Below are 19,689 nucleotides of genomic sequence, written 5' to 3' on the forward strand. Positions count from 1 at the left end.
CCTTTCTAATCTAACTGACGTTTGACCCGCTGGCCAAAATACTGATATAAATCAACTTTTAAAGTACCATTATAAAGTTTGCGTTTTTTATCGGCCTGACTGCCGTATTTGCTTTCAAAAGCTTCATCGCTGGTCAAGATAAATTTGCTCCAAGTTTTGAGCGGAGCAAAAGTTTCTCCCATCTCCTGATAAAGCTGAGTCACAGCCTCATCATCTAGGAGACGCTCCCCGTATGGCGGATTAGAGATAATCACACCGTTGATCTTATCTGTATGCAAATCTTGCAGACGCATCTGCTTAAAGTGAATCTGCTCTGCTACTCCTGCTTGCTCAGCATTTTTTCGAGCTAGCTCTACCATACGGCCATCGATATCCGAGCCAGAAATATCCAGCTGGATGGTCTGATCAATCTGACTGAGTGCAGTCGAGCGAGCCTGGGCTACCAGATCTTTATCCACCCAATTCCAGTCTTCAAAGGCAAAAGAACGATGAAGTCCCGGCGCCATCTTCATCCCTATCATGGCTGCCTCGATACAAAAGGTACCAGATCCGCAAGTCGGGTCTATCAAAGGCTTATCCGGATACCAATTGGACAGGAGCAAAATAGCTGCTGCCATATTTTCCTTGATCGGTGCACCGCCTTTATCAGCCCGATAACCACGTTTGAAGAGGCTGGACCCTGTCGTATCAATCATGACTGTCGCTAAATCTTTTAGGATAGAAACTTCTATCCTAAACTCAGCTCCATTTTCCTGCAGGGGGACCCCTTCCGGACGTGCATAATGCTTCTGCAGCTTCTTGACAACTGCCTTTTTAGAAATAGCCTGAACACTAGGCTCATTGTGAAGTTTTGACTTGACGCATTTAGCCTTGGCAATAGGAAATTTAGCTCCTAGCGGTATATAATTCTCCCAATCCAGAGCAAAAACTCCCTGAAAGAGCTCTTCAAAAGTCTTAGCTGGAAAACTGCCAACTACAATCTTAATCCGATCGGCCGCGCGCAGCCAGAGATTGGTTTGAATAATGGTACTGACATCACCCTCGAAGCGAACCCGGCCATTTTCGACCTGACAATCAAGTCCCAGCTCTCTGATTTCACGGCCGACGACAGCTTCTAGCCCTGCCGCTGCGGTCGCAATTAAATTAAATTTTTCTTTCATCTTGGCTTTTTAAATGGATTCCAATCTATACAAACAAAGGGAGTGAGACAAAAATCGTGATTTCGTCACATCGATTTTCCTCACTCTCCCTTTTTAAATTTTGGGCTGAGAAGGTTTCGCTGCCATTTATCAGCCAGCTCAGCACTTGAAATGTCCATCAGACAAATGAAGCAACAGCTAGTTGAACTTGGCAGAGAATAGAGCGCTCAGCCACTCTCTTGCTATTCTATTATAAAATTTAAAGAGGACAGGACTTGACGTCCCAGCCTCAGCCTATATGCAATTTTCTGTAAGCCATGTTTTGTTCCGGAAATGACTAGGTACCATTTCCTTCGATAATCATCTGTCTACTGTTTCCAGTCAGAGTGCTATGTTCGCTTCCACGCACTCCATGCCCCGACCAAAGTTTGGGTTGCTAGCTTGAGGGGTTTACCGCGTTCCACTTCTTCTGTTTCCAGAAGAACTACGTCACTGTGGCACTTTCAGACCTAATCAGACATATCCAAAGACTTAGCCCTTTCAGTCGCCGTAACGGAAAAATCCGTCCCTAGGCTTATTTCTTCGCCTAGCACAAACACTACCGGCATCACAGCCAGTGCTAGCATGGACTTTCCTCATGAAAATCTAAAATTTCCACGCGATTATCCAAAAATTGCACTGTTCTAAAAAGAACCATTATTCACGATCCAGAATTTGTTTTCCGAATACTTCCTTTTCAAGACGGTTCAAGCGCTTCAAGATATCAAAATTAGTCGCAGAAGTCATCTGAGGGAAGCTTTCTGCAGTTGACTGAGTCGCTTGTGTTGATTGGACAGGCTGAGTCGGCTGAACCGGTGCTTTTTCAACCGGCTTCGCAGCTAACTCTTCCTTGAGACGGCGATTTTCCTCACGCAGCTCCTTTACCAAGGCTGCGTAAGTCTCATAATCTTTGATAATATCATCCAAAAACTCATCCACTTCGGACTTACTATAGCCGCGTACTTCGCGCTTAAAATCCTGATCAAAAATATCTTTTGCTGTAAAAATAATACTTGCCATCTTCTCTCTCCAATCTAGTTTATCATATTCAATTATAAACAAAATGCCTAATAAAAATCAAGATTTATCATCTAATTTCCCGAAAAATTTTCGGCCACTTCATTCAAGTCATCAAATGTTAATTTTTTGATAAAATATTGTTCTTGTTTTTTCATTTCTTGGTAAAGATATTTCAGTTTTGTCTCCTGTTCTTCATCATAAAAGAGGTAGGCTCCGTCTGTATTTTGAATGACGAATTGATTGTAATCACGAAACTGACTAGGATTTTGGTAGGTCGGATAAGCATACTTGACGAAATCGGTCTGCTTAAAAACAGCTAATTTTGCCTGATTGGCTTCGTTCCAATTTTCACCTTGATTCTCAAAGAGAAAGATGGTTGCCGTCTGAAATTCATAGTCTTTTTTCAATTCATTAGCTAAATCCAAAACCCAAGACTCGAAGCCCAGATTGCCCATAAAAACCAGCCAATCTACTCCATCTTCCAAAAAACGGATTAAGTCCCTCTTAGCGGCTTCTTTTATAATTTTTATTCTCATATCTTTTTCCGTCGAAATGCCGATTTCAAAGGCTTTGTAGCCTGTTATTAGTAGACTGGTCATTTATTCTCCCTTAAAAAAGTTTTTTGTGGTATAATAGAGTGATGCTATTGTACCAATAAGGAGTTTTATGGTCAACTATCCGCATAAGCTAAAGGCAAAAAGCAGTATCAATAGGCCAGTTCCCGGCATGATTAACTTTGCCAATCGTGGGATGTCTTTTGAAAAGATGATCAACGAATCCAACAACTACTATCTAAGCAGAGGACTCGCAGTCATCCATAAAAAGCCTACCCCCATTCAGATTGTCAAGGTTGATTATCCGCACCGTAGCCGAGCCAAGATTGTAGAGGCTTACTTTCGGCAAGCTTCCACAACAGACTATTCTGGTGTCTACAAGGGCCATTATATTGACTTTGAAGCCAAGGAAACCCGACAGAAAAAATCGATGCCCATGAAAAATTTTCATTCGCATCAGATTGAGCATATGGAGGCAGTCCTTGAGCAAAAGGGCATCTGTTTTGTCTTACTGCATTTTTCCAGCTTAAGGGAGACTTACCTACTTCCCGCTTCTTATTTAATTGAGTTTTACAAGATCGACAAGGGAGGGAAGTCCATGCCTCTAACTTACATTCAAGAGCATGGCTATCCGATTGAAATGCAGCAGCTTCCCAGCATCCCTTATCTTGAAATTATCGAACAAAAACTACTAGGTGGTATTATAAATGAATAAACAAACTCTTATGCAGGCTTTGAAATATCTTGCAAGTGCACTTATAACCCTGCTTATGATTGGATTCGTGATTGGCTGTTTGGTATTTACCTACTATGCAGTCAAGGCTCCTAAGCTTTCTGAAAAAGACCTCATCGCGACCACATCCAGTAAGATTTTTGACAGCAATAACAATTTGATTGCGGACCTAGGCGCTGAAAAGCGGGTCAATGCTGAAACTAGTGAAATACCTACGGATTTGGTTAACGCTATTGTCGCCATCGAAGACCATCGCTTCTTCAACCACCGCGGGGTGGACTTTATTCGGATTGCAGGTGCCCTTATCAGTAACATCCGTGGCGGAGGCCGTCAAGGGGGTTCAACTCTGACCCAGCAGTTGATTAAGCTGTCTTATTTCTCAACTTCTTCTTCGGACGCGACCCTTTCACGTAAAATCCAAGAAGCTTGGCTGGCCGCTCAGCTTGAGCGTAAAGCAACCAAGCAGCAAATCTTGACCTATTATGTCAACAAAGTCTACATGTCTAACAGTAACTACGGTATGCAGACAGCAGCCCGAAGCTACTATGGCAAGGACCTAAAAGACTTGAGCTTACACCAAACGGCTCTACTGGCAGGTATGCCTCAGGCACCTAACCAATATGACCCTTACACTCACCCAGAGGCTGCGACCAACCGTCGTAATCTGGTACTTCGTGAGATGCATGATCTCAAGTACATCACAGATGAACAGTATGAGCAAGCCAAGAATACCCCTGTAACCGACGGACTTCAAAGTTTGAAAGCTTCCACTAGCTATCCTGCTTACATGGACAATTATCTTAAGGAAGTAATTGAGCAAGTAGAAGAAGAGACTGGCTATAATGTCCTGACAACTGGTATGGAAGTCTATACAAATGTCAACACTGATGCCCAAAAGAAACTCTGGGATATTTACAACACAGGAGACTATGTAGCTTATCCAGATGACGAAATGCAGGTTGCGTCCACCGTTATGGATGTGCAAACTGGTAAAGTCATTGCCCAGCTCGGTTCTCGTAACCAATCTACCAACGTATCCTTTGGTACCAACCAAGCTGTTGAAACCAACCGCGACTTCGGTTCAACAATGAAGCCAATCACCGATTATGCTCCAGCTCTGGAAAATGAAGTCTATACTTCGACAGCTGCTCCTATCACAGATGCTCCATATAACTTCCCGTATTCCAGCACACCCGTCTACAACTGGGATAAGAAATATTATGGCGGGATGACGATTCAATACGCTATTCAGGAATCCCGGAACGTTCCTGCCGTGAAAACGCTGGAAGCAGTTGGTCTGGATGAGTCTCTCAAGTTCCTAAATCGTATTGGGATTAACTATCCTGAAATGTTTTATGTTAATGCCTTTTCAAGTAATACCAGCAAATCCGGTAACGAGTACGGAGCCAGCAGTGAAAAAATGGCTGCTGCCTATGCTGCTTTTGCCAATGGCGGTACTTACTACAAACCTCAGTATGTCAATCGCGTCGTCTTCAGTGACGGAACGGAGAAGACCTTCTCCAACAATGGTTCCAAGGCTATGAAGGAAACGACAGCCTACATGATGACCGATATGATGAAAACAGTCTTGCAGTCTGGTACAGGTACAAACGCTGCTATTTCTGGTGTTTATCAGGCCGGTAAGACCGGTACCTCCAACTATGCTGACGATGAATTAGCTAAGTTGACCAAGCCTTACTACTATTCTAGCATTGTTACACCTGACGAGCTCTTCGTTGGTTACACGCCTAAGTATTCAATGGCTGTTTGGACCGGCTACTCTAACCGCCTGACACCAATTCTTGATGACGGGGTTAAGGTTGCAACAGATGTCTACCGCGAAATGATGCTTTACCTAGCTCAAGACGGCTCTGCTTCAGAAGATTGGGAAATGCCAGATGGTCTCTACCGCAGTGGCTCTTATGTCTACCTCAACAGTGGTACTGGCTATAACCGTTACTACAATAACCAGCAGTACTATAACTATTCTAGCTATAGCAGTTACAGTACAGAAGCTAGCTCTGACACATCAGCTTCCAGTGAGCATTCTGGTGATTCAAACAATAACTCTTCTAACCACAGCGACTCATCTTCCGGTAACGGTGGAGATGACTAGAGTGACGAAGATTAAAATATAAACTAAAAGAGTAAGAATGAAAAATTCTTACTCTTTTCTTATTCTCTCATCAAAGCTTACTTTGCCAAAGCTCCCATGGGATCCCAGGGAGATAAGACAAGAGGCTCTGCTTCATATGCAGCTAATTCTGCGGCTGTCAGAAACTCCTTTCGGACGACGATTTGATAGGTATATTCGTCCATCCAAGCGTCACTGGCTACGAAATAGCCCTTATTACCAACCTTTTCACCCCAAGAGTTTTCGACCTTCCATTTCTTAGCTTTGTCATTTTCATCCAAGTCCACTCCTGTCAAGACCATGGCGTGGGTCATGAGGCTTTCGCTATAGTCCAAGCGGCCAGCCTTATCCTGAGTTAGTCGAATATCCATGCTGGCAGTGAAATCGTGCATCCCCTCAGCCATAACACCGGCCTTACGATTGCTAGACTGAGCAACATCCGAGCCAAACCAAACGGTTTCGCCAGCCTGCATTTGAGCAATAGCCAGCTCTTTTAGTCGGTTCATTTCAACATTCAAATAACGAACCGGCTTACTTCCAACGACATTGCCCAACATCTCAACCGTATAGGACCGACCATAAGGCTTGTCTGCAGTCGGCGCATTAATGATAGAGACATAGTCATCTAACTTGAGATCGACATATTTTTGATAAAAAGTCAGAGGTGTCAATCCGCTCTCACTATGGAAATGATTGTCTTTATCTCGATAAGAAAAGTCAAACCGGCGAGGCGGCAAGCCTAAATTCATAGCTAGGAAGTTGAAGACTTCCTGGAGAAGTTCTTCTTTCTTGGTCTGAAGTTCAGCAGAGTTTGAACCCTCTGCCACTAATTCTCGCAAAATCTGTGCATCCTGACGCAGGAGCTTATTGAGAATCTGATTGAGCTCACGGCTGTTGCTGGAAGAAATTGACTCTGGATAGACTGACTTAGGCACGACGCCGTATTTCTCAAAAAGCGCCACGACCATATCCCATTGACCACCATCCTGCTGAGGCGTATCTAAGAGAAACTTGACCTTACGGCTAGTCAATTCTTGGTCAGCTGTCGCAATCACCTGCTCCAAGAACCAGTTGGATTTTTCATATTTATCCCAAAAGAAGGTATGGGCTTGAGATAGCTCAAAATCCTCCAGTTGGAAACCCGCAATCATCTTGTGGCGGAAAGTATTAAGAGCTGCAAACATCCAACAGCGCCCTGAAGCTTTCTGGTCACTAACCTTGTCCTTAGTGAGATCCAGTGAAAAGACAGGTGTATTTTCCACGGCAGCGCTTCGCTTCTCTAAGGAAGCCAAAAGGCCATTGTGACTGATGGCATTTTCCATTGCTGCAAACTTGGGATTGGCCTCATAAGCAGCATACAGCTTATCTGTGAAATTTTGTTCTAACGAATGCATAGAATCCTCCTTGTCATTATACATCTATTATAGAACTTTAAAAAAGGAGCGCAAGTAAAAAGGCTGGACAAAAGAGTCCTAGCCTTTTTCTAAATCGGATCTTAGGATTCCATAGACGGAAACATCTTTGACTTGTCCTTTATGAAATACAGCCTGACGGAAAGTGCCTTCGTAGCTCATGCCAGCTTTAGCCATAACACGCCCAGAAGCTGGATTGGCTGTTACAAATCTTGCTGTGACACGATTGAATCCTGCGTCTTGCAAGAGATAGATTAAAACAGCTTTCAAAGCTTCTGTCATCAGCCCCTGCCCCCAGTAGTCTTTACTTAAAATATAACCGACCTCGCAAGCATTAACTGCCTCATCCATGTCCACCACACTGATGTCACCGATTACAGAATCAGGATTTTCTTTCAGACAGATGCCCCACTTGTAAAAATCCATGTTTTGATAATTCTCAACCCAGCGAGCAATAGACTGTTTGGTGACTTCAGGACTCTCGTGAGCATCCCAGGTCACATGCAGCAAATTATCCGGACGAGAAGCCCAGTTGTCATACATAGCTTGAGCATCCGATTCCAGAAAAGGTCTTAACAAAAGACGTTTGGTTTCAAAAGACTGTGTACCTATCTTTTTCATAGCTTCCTCATTTCTTGGCTCGGACTAAAAAGATTCGATAGAGATTTTCACTTCCAAAATTCATCAAAAACTGTAATCGGCAAATGCCGTTTATGCTGGCCTTTATGCCACCAAGACTCAATAGTTTCTTGGGCTTGGGCTGAAACGGACTTGCCTTCGAGATAGTCATCAATTTCATTGTAGGCCACGCCTAGAGCGACTTCATCCGCAATCCCAGGTTTTTCTTCTTCCAAGTCAGCCGTCGGCACCTTTTCATAGAGGGCCGGATCCGCTCCTAAGGCAGCCAAAAGCTGCTTGCCTTGCCGCTTATTGAGACGGTAAAGTGGTAAGATATCTGCTCCGCCATCCCCAAACTTGGTGAAAAAGGCTGTGACATTTTCTGCTGCATGATCCGTCCCAATGACAGCCCCACTGTATGAACCAGCCAAAGCATACTGGGCAATCATACGGCTACGAGCCTTGATATTACCCTTGTTAAAATCAGAGACTGTGGCACCCGTTGCCTCCACAGCCTTTGTCATGGCATCAGCAGATTCCTTGATATTGACTGTCAGACTGACATCGGGCTGGATAAAAGCCAGAGCCTTTTGCGCATCATCTTCATCTGCCTGAACACCGTAAGGCAGGCGGACGGCAATAAAGCGATAGCCATCATCGCCACTCTCAGCCCGCATTTCCTCTACAGCCAGCTGAGCCAAGCGGCCAGCCAAGGTTGAATCCTGACCACCAGAAATTCCCAAAACATAAGTTTTCAAAAAAGAATGCTTCCTCAGATAGGCCTTGAGAAAGTCCACCGACTTGCGGATTTCTTCCTCCGGATCAATCACTGGTTTGACGCCCAATTGAGCGATGATTTCTTCTTGTAGACTCATTTTTCTGCTCCTGTCTGGTAGGCTTTCTTGCGCATCTGGTCAATCAAGTCCATCTTATCCTGCCAAATATCTCTAGCCAGGTCAACTGGATAATCTTGTGGATTGAGAACCCGCTTGTACTCGTCCCAAAGTTTATCAAATTCCTTACGGGCATAGGCTTGAATTTCAGTTAAGGTCGGCTGAGCATAGACCAAATTCCCTTCTTGGAAAATCTCCACCAAAAGCGGTACGGCATCAAAATTTTTGACCGTTTTATTGATATAGGTATAGGTCGGATGGAACATTTCCAGCTCTTCCAAGCCATTGACATCAAGGCCGTCATAGGTAATGTAGTCTCCCTCAGACTTCTCTTTTTCGCGACTGGTAATGCGCCAAACCTGTTTCTTGCCTGGGGTCGAAACCTTTTCAGCATTATTGGACAACTTGATGGTATTGCGTAATTCTCCAGTCTCATCTTCAATAGCAACAATCTTATAAACTGCTCCTAAAGCCGGCTGGTCATAGGCCGTAATGAGCTTGGTTCCCACACCCCAGACATCAATCTTGGCTTTTTGCATTTTCAAGTTGAGAATGGTATTTTCGTCCAGATCATTGGACGCATAAATCTTAGCATCAGGGAAGCCAGCTTCATCTAATTGCTGCCGAACTTTCTTAGAAATATAGGCAAGGTCTCCCGAATCAATACGGACACCCAGAAACTTAATCTTGTCTCCTAGCTCACGCGCCACCCGAATGGCTGCCGGAACACCCAAACGCAATGTATCATAGGTATCTACTAAGAAAACACAGTTATGATGAGTCTCAGCATAAGCTTTAAAGGCATCATAATCATTTCCATAGACTTGAACGAGAGCATGGGCATGCGTTCCCAAGACTGGAATATCAAAGAGCTTGCCAGCCCGGACATTACTGGTACCGTTCGCTCCGCCAATCACCGCTGCCCTAGTCCCCCAAATAGCAGCATCCATTTCCTGGGCCCGGCGCGTACCGAACTCCATCAGAGGTTCATCTTCGATGACAGAGCGTATACGGGCTGCCTTGGTAGCAATCAGGGTCTGAAAATTAACGATATTGAGCAGAGCAGTCTCAACCAGCTGACACTGAGCCAGTGGACCTTCCACCTGCACGATTGGTTCATTGGCAAAAACCAAATCACCTTCCTGAACAGACCTTACGGTCAGGCTCATCTTGAGATTTCGCAAATAATCCAGAAACTCTCCGTGATAGCCCAAGGATTGCAAATAATCTAAATCGCTCTGGCTGAATGTCAGATTATTGAGATAGGAAATAATTCTTTCCAAGCCCGCAAAAACTGCGTAGCCGTTATTAAAAGGATTTTTACGGAAAAAAACTTCAAAAACTGCACGCTTGTTGTGAATATTTTGCTTGAAATAAACCTGCATCATGTTGATTTGGTACAAATCAGTGTGCAGAGTTAAACTATCATCTGGGTACATCTTCTTGCTCCTTTATGCTAGATACCTTTTATTATATCATAATTCCAAAAAAGCTAAGCAAATCCTGTCAACTCACTTGAATAGACACACTTGCTTAGCTTATATTTTTATGCTTGCTCTGTAAGGTATTTGTAGGCTTCCTGACTGGCAATAGCACCATCGCCAACAGCCGTCGTAATCTGGCGCAGGTCTTTCTGGCGAACATCACCAACAGCGTAAATACCGGCTACTGACGTCTTCATCTGATGATCCGTCAGAATCCAGCCAGCCTCATCAGTGATGCCCAAGTCCGCAGCAAATTCACTAACTGGATCTAGGCCAACATAGATAAAGATACCGCCAAACTCTGCCTGACTAACCTCACCTGTCTTGACATTCTTGAAGGTTACGCCTGTCACTTTGCGCTCATCACCATGGATACTTTCCACCACAGAATCCCAGACAAAGCGAATCTTTTCGTTGGCAAAGGCGCGATCCTGCAGCACTTTTTGTGCTCGCAGCTCATCTCGACGGTGAACAATGGTCACACTTTTTGCAAAGCGCGTCAGGAAAATAGCCTCCTCAACAGCTGAGTCGCCACCACCGACAACCAGCAGGTCTTCATCACGGAAGAAGGCGCCATCACAGACCGCACAGTAGGAAACCCCGCGGCTGTTGTAGTCTTCCTCACCAGGAACCCCCAGATGACGATGATTGGCACCAGAAGCAATGATGACTGTTTTAGTTTCAAAACGCTCATCTTCTGTGATGATTTCCTTAAAATCGCCTCGGTCTTCAATTTTTTCTACTAGGCCAAATAAATGTTCAACACCCAGGTTCTCCAGAGGTTCAAACATTTTCTCTGCTAGCTCAGGACCGCTGATATTGGCATAGCCTGGATAGTTTTCAATGTCAGCAGTATTATTCATCTGACCACCAGGAATACCACGCTCCAGCAGGGCAACTTTTAGGTTGCTGCGGGCTGCATAGAGGGCAGCTGTCATGCCGGCAGGTCCAGCTCCAATAATAATTGTATCGTACATAACTCTTCTTTCTCCTTGTTGTAACTAGAATTATTCTAACAACTTTTCTACAGTTTTACAAGCATTTAAGCTTTTAGGACAATGAGCAGGCCCAGCGTCGCAAAAGACAGGACTGGAATCGTCATAATGACAATCAGAAGGACATCGTACAGATGACTCTGGCGCTCCTTAGCCGTCTTATCCTTGCGGCGAATCATCCGCAGTCCAATCCATAAACCCGCAATGATCCCTACACCGACTGCAGTATAAAGCAAGCTCTCGATATAAAGTGCAAATATTTGATCTAACATGTCAACTCCTCAAAGGTCAATCAGCCTCGTAGTGCAAAGAAAGGTAACAACCCCAAATCTAACCGTCAGCATAAAACACCCACTAGACAAGAAAGCCTGCTCCACTGTACGCTAAGACTGAAAACAAACTCAGCTGGTCTAGCCAACTGAGCCTTCACTGTCTCTATTATATCAAATATAGGTCCGTTTGTAACTAGCAAAAAATTCCTTGGTTCTTTCTTCCTTTGGATGATGGATGATCTCATCTGGTGTCCCAGACTCTATGATTTTCCCCTTGTCCAAAAAGAGCACCCTGTCAGCCACCTGAGCGACAAAGGACATATCATGACTGACCAGAATCATGGTCTGGCCAGACTTGGCTGCATCAGCGATTGATTTCTCTACTTCTCCGACCAACTCGGGATCCAAGGCTGAGGTCGGCTCGTCTAGCAAAAGAACATCTGGATTCATAGCCAAAGCCCTTGCTAAGGCAACCCGCTGCTTCTGACCGCCTGACAAATGTCTAGGATAGTGATTTTCTCGGTCTGACAAGCCAACTTTTGCTAACTCTTCCTTGGCTATCTTAGTCGCTTCTTGGTCTGACAGTTTCTTAACTACCAGCAGACCTTCCTTGACATTTTCCAGAGCCGTCCGACGGGAAAAGAGGTTAAACTGCTGAAAAACCATGGCTAGCTTGCGGCGCAGTAGCAAAATCTCATCTTTGGAAATCCTTGAAAAATCCACTTTGAAACCGTCGATAGCAATCTTTCCGCTATCTGGCTGTTCCAGATAGTTGAGGCTACGGAGAAAGGTTGACTTACCAGCACCCGAAGAGCCAATCAAAGCTACCACTTCGCCTTTTTTAATGTCCAAACTGAGATCATCCAGAACCTTTTGACCTGAAAAAGTCTTACTTAAATGTGAAATATTAATCATCAGATTCCTTCTCCTTCTGCTTGCTGAAGCGATTCAAATTTATCCGGCTGTTTGATATCCATCATCTTTTCGATCCAGCGGCCAAGTTGCTCAATGAGAATATTGACTGCCCAATAAATCAGCGAAACCGAAATAAAACGCTCAAAGTAACGGTAGTCCGCCCCCGCGATAGCCTGCGCCTTGGCAAAAATTTCCACTACACCGGCACTAAAGGCCAGAGAAGTTCCCTTGGTTAAGCCAATCAGGGAATTAATCAGACTAGGTGTCGCCACTACTGCTGCATTGGGGATAATGACACGCATATAAACCTGCTTGTTGGTCATTCCTAAGCTGCGTGCAGCCTCAATTTCTCCCGGATCTACGGACAAAATTGCTGCCCGGATGGTCTCACTGGCATAAGCCGCTTCGTTGAAAGCAAAGGCAACAATCGCAAAGACAGACGCTGGAATCTCGTTGATATTAAAGCTTGTGCCATACTTCTGATTGATGGCCTTGAGCAATAAAGGAATCCCAAAATAGGTCAGCATGAGCTGGACCAGCAGCGGTGTTCCTCTCAGAAAGCTGACAAAGAAAGCCTGAATCGGATACAGGACTTTAACCCGATTAATCTTGACGATAGCAAAAACCATGGCAAGCAGAATACCAAAGACTGCACCACCCGCTGTCAAGAGAAGGGTGATTGGCAGATTTTGCAAAATGCCCGGAATGGCCTCAAAAACAGCCCTTAAACTAAATAATTTACCATCTGGAATGAACTTGAGGAACTCCTCATACCAACCAGTTGTCAGAAGATAAGTTGTAACCACCATTATTACTTCCTTTTCTTGATAATGAAATATTTTAACACAATTCTGGAACAAAACAAAGAATTTGCTTCGCTTTTATTGTCTTTTAGCAGTCAAAACATGAGCAGCTAGTGAAAATCTCGTGTTCCTAAATATCAAATAAGCCACACTAAGCCCAATATAAAAATAGACTAGTTTCACTAGTCTATCATATCTCTTCCATAAAGACTAATATATTTTTCTTATCACAGCGATAAGAAAAGTATATCACTAAAAGGTTTGGCGCTTAGCCTTACGCTCTGCCCGGCCACGTGCACGATTCTCTGCTCGCTTGGTCTTGCGGCGCTTTTCGTTAACAGCCCACTGAATTTTTTTCTTGTAGCCTGGTTTGATTTTTTTCTTTTTCTTCTTTACCAGCCCCAGCATTTCCGTGTCCAGCTTCTCCCGGCTCTTTTCCCGATTGGCCCGACGGTCTCGGTCGTAGGTATCCTGGAACTCGTCATCTTTTATCATCTTGGGAATGAACTTAATCCCCATCTTTTCTAACTCCCGAATATCTGAGTCATCACTCGGCTGGTAGAGAGTAATGGCTGTACCAGGAAGACCATTACGGCCGGTCCGGCCTACCCGATGGACAAAGAAAGACAAGTCCTGAGGAATGGCATCATTGATAACATGGCTGACACCTTCGATATCAATCCCCCGCGCTGCCAAGTCAGTAGCGACAATGTACTCAAAATCCAGATTCTTGACCTGATTCATGATGCGCTTGCGCTCCCGCGGAGCAATGTCTCCATGAATTTTAGCAACTTTGAGCCCTTGAGCTGTCAGATAGCTGTGCAGCTCATCTGCCCTCGTCTTGGTATTAACAAAAATCATAGCCAGATAAGGCTGCAGGAGCTGACTGATTTGATAAATCTGGGCATTCTTGTCTCGTCCCTTGGTTGACAGAAGCCAGTTTTCAATGGTGTCCGCAATGACCGTCTTGGTCTTAATCTGCTCAATCACTGGATTAGACAGGTATTTTTTCAAAAAAGGCTGAAGCTTCTGCGGAATGGTCGCTGAAAAAACGAGAAACTGCAAATCTTTAGGCAACCGGCCTGCAATCTTATCAACCGTCGCCAAAAAGCCCATGTCCAGTGTCATATCTGCCTCGTCAACGACAAAGGTCTTGGCCTTGTGAATGGCCAAGTCGCCAGACTCTACCAAGTCATAAATTCGACCAGGCGTTCCAATGACGATATGAGGCTGACTAGACTCTAACTTCCCAATCTGACGAGCCTTGTCAGTCCCACCGACATAGTTAGCCACCCGAATCTCTCTTTCAGAAAAGCTAGCTAACTGCCGAGAAGCCTGATAAATCTGCGCTGCCAGCTCCCGACTTGGGGCTGTAATGACAGCCTCCACACTGTCTGCCTCCTCATCCAGCATTTGAAAGATCGGCAGCAAAAATGTGTGGGTCTTCCCAGAGCCTGTCTTGGACTCACCGACCAAATCCCGACCTGACAATACCACTGGAATCAGCTTCTCTTGGACTGGAGTCGCTTCAACGAAGTTCAAATCCCTGAGCGCTTCCTGAATATAATCTTTAAACTTAAATTCTGTAAATTTCATCTTGTCCTCTATTCTATTATCCTAACTATTATACCAAAAAATTGACCATCCTGCTTACCCTCAAATCTAAGAAGCAGAAAAGCGAGTCTGAGACTCGCTTCTTGCTATAGATATAGGATAGCCAGGGTCAAAAGACTACCCACGATACCGATTCCCCAGAAGAAGAAATCTACCTTCCACTCGCTCCACTCCTTGCCATGACCAGTTAGGCCTCCCAGCTCAAAGTGGTGATGAACCGGGGTCATCCGGAAAATTCGCTTGCCGCCGGTCAGCTTGAAGTAAGTCACCTGCATCATGACCGAGGTCGTTTCAAACACATAGACGATACCAATCAAGAGCAGGGTCCACTCTTGGTGAAGGGAAATGGAGATAGCAGCCAACATACCACCCAAAGCCAAGCTTCCCACATCTCCCATGAAGATTTTAGCAGGCTTATGGTTGAAAACAAAGAAGCCTAGCAAGCCACCAATCATACTGATGATGACAATCAAAATATCAAAACGCTTCTGCTCAACAGCAATTACAGCATAGGCCACCAAGCTAATGACCACCGAGATACTGGCCAAACCATCAATTCCATCCGTCAGATTGACAGCATTGGAAAAGCCAATCAGCCAAAAAAGGACGAAAAAGACATAAAGGAAGCCTATCTGGACAGGAACGGTGAAGATATTCAGCTGGTCACCTGCACCGTGCTGATTATAAAAGAAGTAAAAGACAACTCCGCCGACAAGCTGCAAAAACAGTTTCTGCTTGGGATTAAGACCCTCGTTTATCTTACGAAACACCTTGAGGAAGTCGTCTAAAAAACCGACAACGCCATACAGAACCAAGATAAAAAGAATCATGATGAGGCCGTTGGACAACTGATGCGAAAACAGACCGATAACAAAGCTGGCCAGAACGGATGTCAAGAGAAAGACTGTGCCACCCATGGTTGGCGTTCCGGCTTTAGCCTGATGCTGCTTAACATCTTCGTGCATCTGTTGGCCTGTGATACGAGCCTTATGGTAAAAACGAATAAAGGCAGGAATGCCGATGATAGTTAGGATAAAAGTTACGATTCCTGCAATAAGAGCAATAAGCATATTAGTCTCCCATTGTGATTGTTATTTTCTTGAGATTTTTCAGCGAAGTATTGGTCTTCTCGCTCTGCTTGACGACCTTGGAGCCCTCTCCTTTGAAAGTGACTTCAATGTCCTGCCACTTCGCGAAACGTTCGACATTGGCCTTGGTCCAGCCGTACATATCAGGCAGACTTTCTAAATCATCTGACAAGATCAAAACCTGCTGGTTGGCCTTGAGATTTTTGCCCTCTTTGACAGATACTTTTTTAATCTTGCCACCTGTTCCCAGTACAATTGGTTGGACGAGGTTGCGGCGCAATTCATCTGCCAGACCGCCAGGACTGATTTGATGTTTCAGACCTAGTTGCTTGGTCAGTTTTTCAACTGATGGCATTTTATAACTGGTTTCTTCAGTGACTGTTTCAAGAGCCGGAGTCGCTTCCGTTGTCAGATTAAGGCTGTCTTTGAGAGCGACTGCTTCTTCTAAGACCGGATTGACCACTTCCTGCCAGAATATAGGCTGGAATTTTTCTTCAGGCTGCTGAACTGTCACATACATGATAAATTCAGGATTTTCTGCTGGCGTCATGGCAACAACTGAATAGATATAGTCGTTCTCACCCTCTAGATAACCATTTTCAGAAGCAATCTGAGCGGTCCCTGACTTAACAGCGACATTCTGACCAGCCACTTGAATGACGGGTTCTCCACCGACATTCAGGGTTCCATGGTAGGCGTCTGTTCCGACTTGAACCATATAATCCCGAGTGGTTTGAGCTGCTTTTTCTGAGACAGGATTTCCGATAATTTCCGTCGCAGTCTTACGAGCTGTATTGGTTTTAGGATCATGGATAGCATTGATAAACTTAGGTTCTACCATAACGCCGTCATTGGCAACGGACGAGAAGGCTCGCAGCATCTGCACTTGGGTCACACCAATCCCTTGACCGAAGGAGCTCATGGCAATCGTAACATAGTTATCACCTGGCAAGGAGCCATAGGTTTCATTACCCATACCAAAACGAGTCGGCAGACCAAACTTAAACTTACTCAAGTAGTCCAGCCACTTGTCATTGCCCATCTTCTGCTCCAGAATAGTCATACCGACGTTACTGGAATAGGTAAATCCTTGGGCAAAGGTCAGAGTTTCCCCTTCTGAAATCCCCATGTTGACGTTCCAGTCCCGAATGGTCGCATCCATAACCTTGTATTCTCTACTGTCATAGGTATCGTTAGGATTAAAGCTGCCATTATCAATAGCTGAAGCCAGGGTCATAACCTTCATAGTAGATCCAGGCTCGTACTGGCCTTGATAGAGCATGGTGTTCCAGTTGCCTAGATTTTTCTCATTCAATCCTTCCTTGGTATCGGCGTTATAGGTAGGCCGTTGAGAAGTGGCTAGGATTTCACCGGTCTTGGCACTGACCAAGGTTGCATTGACAAACTTGCCTTTAACCTTTTCCTGGAAGGCATTCATCCGCGTTTCTAGGTAGGTTTGCAAATCAGCTGACAGCGTTGTATAAACATCCTTGCCGTCTTCTGCCTGTACAGAGACCTTTTCTGACCCAGGTACAACATTACCGTTTCGGTCTTTTTCATAGGTCACAATCCCATTCTGACCAGCAAGAATCCTATCCAGTGCCTGCTCCATGCCAGAAGTCCCTTTCAGAGTCTTATTGCCTTCCTTATCCTCCTGCAGCTGGGCAAGACCGATAAACTGAGAAGCGAACACACCGTTATTATAACTGCGGTTAGGACTGGTAGTAAAGTCAATCCCTTCAATACCAGCAGCTTCAAAGGCTTCCCGCATAGCATTCATATTACTGTAGGTAATGCCATTGCCCTGTGCCCCGAAGGAAACCTGCTTGAGATTTTTCTGAGACAGCTGGGTTTTGACGTAGTCCTTATCCAGCTCTAGGTATTGATTGAAAATCTCTGCCACCTTATCATACTGGGATTCTTCTACGTAGAGAATCTTGCCAGTAGCTGACTTGTAACTCTTGTCAATAATGGCATAGACATTATAAGTCGTGGCATCCTCTGCAATGGGAACCCCATTTCGGTCATAAATCGTTCCCCGCCGGGCAGCGACTGTGACAGTCTTTTGATGGACCACTTCTGCTCCCTTTGATAAATTAACACCGAACTTCTGGTCTGTCCCGATAATGATGGCAAAATTAATCAAGAAAACGAAAAAGAGAAAGATAGCTAAGATGCTCATGCTCTTTCCCACTTGCCGCCGATTGTATTCAGGGGTTTGCCTATTTTTCAGGGCGTATTTTTTAATTTTTTCAAAAATTCTATTCTTCATCCGTTGAACTCACTGTTTTACGATTTCCCTTCTGGAGTTTCATATCCTGAGAGCTGGCTAACTGAGACAGCCTTTCATAGCGGGTCAGTTCATTGACTTCCTGCTTGATGTCGGCCAGTTCTGTCTGCTCCGCCTCAATCTGCGTATTGACTTCCGTCAAATCCCGGTCCACCTGCAATAGCTTGGTCTGCATAAAGACGATGCTGACCGCTAAAATAATGGCAGTCAAAACGATGGAGCCGTAAAAGGCCTTCTCAACTCGGGAAAATTTTCTCATCTGATCTTGAAGCGGGTTTGGTCTTTTTTCTGACATTTCTTCCTCACTTGTGTATCTTACGGGCTACGCGCAGCTTGGCGGAATGAGCCCGGTTATTGCTTTCTAATTCTTCTTTGCTTGGTAAAATTGGTTTGCGGCTGACCAGCTCCAGCTTAGGCTGCAGTTCATCAGGGATGAAGGGCAAGCCCTTTGGAACATCCACTGTTGATGCTTCCTTGAAAAGCTGCTTGGTCAGACGGTCTTCCAGCGAATGAAAAGTAATGACCGCAATCCGGCCGTCCACCGCCAGCAAATCAATAGCTTGCTGAATAGACTCATCCGCCGCTCCCAACTCATCATTGACCTCAATCCGAATGGCCTGAAAAATCTGCTTGGCTGGATGGCCTTTCTTCTTCAGCTCCTTAGCTGGCTTGGCTGACTTGATAATTTCAGCCAGTTCTGTCGTTGTTTCAATGGGTTTGACACTTCTAGCCTGCTCAATCTTGCGAGCAATCTGCTTAGAAAACTTGTCTTCGCCATATTTAAAAAAGATTCGTACCAAATCCTGATAGCTATAATGATTGACAACCTCAAAAGCTGTCAAGGCTGCATCGCGGTTCATGCGCATATCCAAAGGCGCATCCTGTTTATAGGAAAAACCACGCTCACGCTGATCCAGCTGAGGGCTGGAAACGCCTAAGTCATAACAAATTCCATCAATTTCTTCCACACCGGCTTCTTGCAAACGGCTCTTGAGGTGACGGAAATTGTCCTTAATAAAGGTCACCATCCCCCGCTCTACATAAGGAGCCAGGCGCTTTTTAGCATTGTCAATAGCCGTCTGGTCCTGATCAAAGGCATAGAGATGCCCTTCGTCTCCGAGCTGGCTCAAAAGATATTCGCTGTGACCAGCACCCCCAAGGGTCGCATCGACATAGATGCCGTCAGGCTTAACCGCCAGCTGGTCAACCGTTTCATGAAGAAGAACAGTAATGTGATGAAATTCGTTTGTCATATCTTACTTATTATATCACATTCAAAAGCAAAAAAAAATTTAAAAGAAAAAGTAAGCGGATGAAATCCTTTTTTAAATTTTTTGTCAGATATACTTGACACTTTTTTGAAAAGTATTATACTAGCATAAAATAAAAGTCAAATATAACTGACAAACTTACTGAAAGTTATCAGTTATAGTATTAGAAAGGAAGGGTGTAATGAATCGTGTCAAAGAATTTCGAAAAGAAAAAAAGATGTCCCAGCTAGAGTTGGCCAAGTCTATCGGGGTATCGCGGCAAACTATCAATATGATTGAAAACAACAAATACAACCCCACCCTCGAGCTCTGTATCAATCTGGCTAGAGCGCTGGATACTGACCTCAACGCCCTCTTTTGGGATCCCCAGCTGACAGATGAAGATTCAGAGGACTAAGAATTCTTCCCTGCAGCA

General features: G+C 44.7%; 19 protein-coding genes and 1 other RNA gene. 3 read left to right on the plus strand and 17 right to left on the minus strand.

What is annotated here, in order from left to right:
- Positions 1 to 5 precede the first annotated feature (5 nt).
- The 4 genes from O3620_RS11370 to O3620_RS11385 all read right to left on the minus strand — a co-directional run bounded on the left by O3620_RS11370 (position 6) and on the right by O3620_RS11385 (position 2,797).
- Positions 6 to 1,160 carry a class I SAM-dependent RNA methyltransferase gene (locus tag O3620_RS11370; protein ID WP_371601747.1) on the minus strand — a complete coding sequence of 385 codons (1,155 nt, stop codon included), beginning with the start codon at positions 1,158 to 1,160 and terminating at the stop codon, positions 6 to 8.
- Between the two features lie 285 nt (positions 1,161 to 1,445).
- An RNA gene (gene rnpB / locus O3620_RS11375) (RNase P RNA component class B) lies at positions 1,446 to 1,813 on the minus strand.
- Between the two features lie 22 nt (positions 1,814 to 1,835).
- Positions 1,836 to 2,198: a cell division regulator GpsB gene (gpsB, locus tag O3620_RS11380; RefSeq protein WP_023917285.1), complete on the minus strand. Its 363-nt coding sequence runs from the start codon at positions 2,196 to 2,198 to the stop codon at positions 1,836 to 1,838.
- A 71-nt stretch (positions 2,199 to 2,269) separates the two neighbouring features.
- On the minus strand, positions 2,270 to 2,797 hold the full coding sequence (locus O3620_RS11385) for a DUF1273 domain-containing protein (RefSeq protein WP_371601748.1): 528 nt from the start codon (positions 2,795 to 2,797) through the stop codon (positions 2,270 to 2,272).
- Positions 2,798 to 2,864: 67 nt separating this feature from the next.
- On the opposite strand from O3620_RS11385, the gene recU reads away from it, so the two are divergent.
- Both recU and pbp1a read left to right on the plus strand, forming a co-directional pair.
- Positions 2,865 to 3,467 carry a Holliday junction resolvase RecU gene (gene recU / locus O3620_RS11390; RefSeq protein WP_002920062.1) on the plus strand — a complete coding sequence of 201 codons (603 nt, stop codon included), beginning with the start codon at positions 2,865 to 2,867 and terminating at the stop codon, positions 3,465 to 3,467.
- Positions 3,460 to 5,601, plus strand: a complete 2,142-nt coding sequence (gene pbp1a / locus O3620_RS11395; protein WP_002920063.1) for a penicillin-binding protein PBP1A — start codon at positions 3,460 to 3,462, stop codon at positions 5,599 to 5,601. The genes recU and pbp1a overlap by 8 nt, the downstream gene beginning before the upstream one ends.
- Positions 5,602 to 5,678: 77 nt before the next feature.
- Here the strand turns inward: pbp1a and pepC are convergent, their stop codons facing one another.
- The 13 genes from pepC to rsmH all read right to left on the minus strand — a co-directional run bounded on the left by pepC (position 5,679) and on the right by rsmH (position 19,256).
- On the minus strand, positions 5,679 to 7,013 hold the full coding sequence (pepC, locus tag O3620_RS11400; protein ID WP_371601749.1) for an aminopeptidase C: 1,335 nt from the start codon (positions 7,011 to 7,013) through the stop codon (positions 5,679 to 5,681).
- A gap of 78 nt (positions 7,014 to 7,091) precedes the next feature.
- Entirely contained in the window at positions 7,092 to 7,652 is a 561-nt protein-coding gene (locus tag O3620_RS11405; protein WP_371601750.1) for a GNAT family N-acetyltransferase, read from the minus strand.
- A 47-nt stretch (positions 7,653 to 7,699) separates the two neighbouring features.
- The gene (gene nadE, locus O3620_RS11410; protein ID WP_371601751.1) at positions 7,700 to 8,524 is read right to left on the minus strand and encodes an ammonia-dependent NAD(+) synthetase; all 825 of its coding nucleotides are present in this window, start codon (positions 8,522 to 8,524) and stop codon (positions 7,700 to 7,702) included.
- Positions 8,521 to 9,981: a nicotinate phosphoribosyltransferase gene (locus tag O3620_RS11415; RefSeq protein WP_315686681.1), complete on the minus strand. Its 1,461-nt coding sequence runs from the start codon at positions 9,979 to 9,981 to the stop codon at positions 8,521 to 8,523. The genes nadE and O3620_RS11415 overlap by 4 nt, the downstream gene beginning before the upstream one ends.
- Before the next feature lie 107 nt (positions 9,982 to 10,088).
- Positions 10,089 to 11,003: a thioredoxin-disulfide reductase gene (gene trxB, locus O3620_RS11420; protein ID WP_315686683.1), complete on the minus strand. Its 915-nt coding sequence runs from the start codon at positions 11,001 to 11,003 to the stop codon at positions 10,089 to 10,091.
- 65 nt (positions 11,004 to 11,068) lie between these two features.
- Positions 11,069 to 11,293 carry a DUF4059 family protein gene (locus O3620_RS11425; RefSeq protein WP_002893522.1) on the minus strand — a complete coding sequence of 75 codons (225 nt, stop codon included), beginning with the start codon at positions 11,291 to 11,293 and terminating at the stop codon, positions 11,069 to 11,071.
- A gap of 171 nt (positions 11,294 to 11,464) precedes the next feature.
- The gene (locus tag O3620_RS11430) at positions 11,465 to 12,208 is read right to left on the minus strand and encodes an amino acid ABC transporter ATP-binding protein (RefSeq protein ID WP_223321892.1); all 744 of its coding nucleotides are present in this window, start codon (positions 12,206 to 12,208) and stop codon (positions 11,465 to 11,467) included.
- Positions 12,208 to 13,017 carry an amino acid ABC transporter permease gene (locus O3620_RS11435; protein ID WP_002893524.1) on the minus strand — a complete coding sequence of 270 codons (810 nt, stop codon included), beginning with the start codon at positions 13,015 to 13,017 and terminating at the stop codon, positions 12,208 to 12,210. Before O3620_RS11435 ends, O3620_RS11430 begins: the two co-directional genes overlap by 1 nt.
- 246 nt (positions 13,018 to 13,263) lie before the next feature.
- On the minus strand, positions 13,264 to 14,607 hold the full coding sequence (locus O3620_RS11440; RefSeq protein ID WP_371601752.1) for a DEAD/DEAH box helicase: 1,344 nt from the start codon (positions 14,605 to 14,607) through the stop codon (positions 13,264 to 13,266).
- 104 nt (positions 14,608 to 14,711) lie between these two features.
- Entirely contained in the window at positions 14,712 to 15,695 is a 984-nt protein-coding gene (gene mraY, locus O3620_RS11445; RefSeq protein ID WP_002911286.1) for a phospho-N-acetylmuramoyl-pentapeptide-transferase, read from the minus strand.
- 1 nt (position 15,696) lies between these two features.
- Positions 15,697 to 17,985 (minus strand): penicillin-binding protein PBP2X, encoded by a 2,289-nt coding sequence (gene pbp2X, locus O3620_RS11450; RefSeq protein WP_371601753.1) that lies wholly within the window; start codon positions 17,983 to 17,985, stop codon positions 15,697 to 15,699.
- Positions 17,975 to 18,298 (minus strand): cell division protein FtsL, encoded by a 324-nt coding sequence (ftsL, locus tag O3620_RS11455; protein ID WP_002893529.1) that lies wholly within the window; start codon positions 18,296 to 18,298, stop codon positions 17,975 to 17,977. Before ftsL ends, pbp2X begins: the two co-directional genes overlap by 11 nt.
- A 7-nt stretch (positions 18,299 to 18,305) precedes the next feature.
- Positions 18,306 to 19,256 carry a 16S rRNA (cytosine(1402)-N(4))-methyltransferase RsmH gene (gene rsmH / locus O3620_RS11460; protein ID WP_002927518.1) on the minus strand — a complete coding sequence of 317 codons (951 nt, stop codon included), beginning with the start codon at positions 19,254 to 19,256 and terminating at the stop codon, positions 18,306 to 18,308.
- 199 nt (positions 19,257 to 19,455) lie between these two features.
- On the opposite strand from rsmH, the gene O3620_RS11465 reads away from it, so the two are divergent.
- The gene (locus tag O3620_RS11465) at positions 19,456 to 19,671 is read left to right on the plus strand and encodes a helix-turn-helix transcriptional regulator (protein ID WP_002916318.1); all 216 of its coding nucleotides are present in this window, start codon (positions 19,456 to 19,458) and stop codon (positions 19,669 to 19,671) included.
- Positions 19,672 to 19,689 lie beyond the last annotated feature (18 nt).

The sequence above is a fragment of the Streptococcus sp. 27098_8_134 genome, from assembly GCF_041431675.1.
Classification (GTDB): domain Bacteria; phylum Bacillota; class Bacilli; order Lactobacillales; family Streptococcaceae; genus Streptococcus; species Streptococcus sanguinis_R.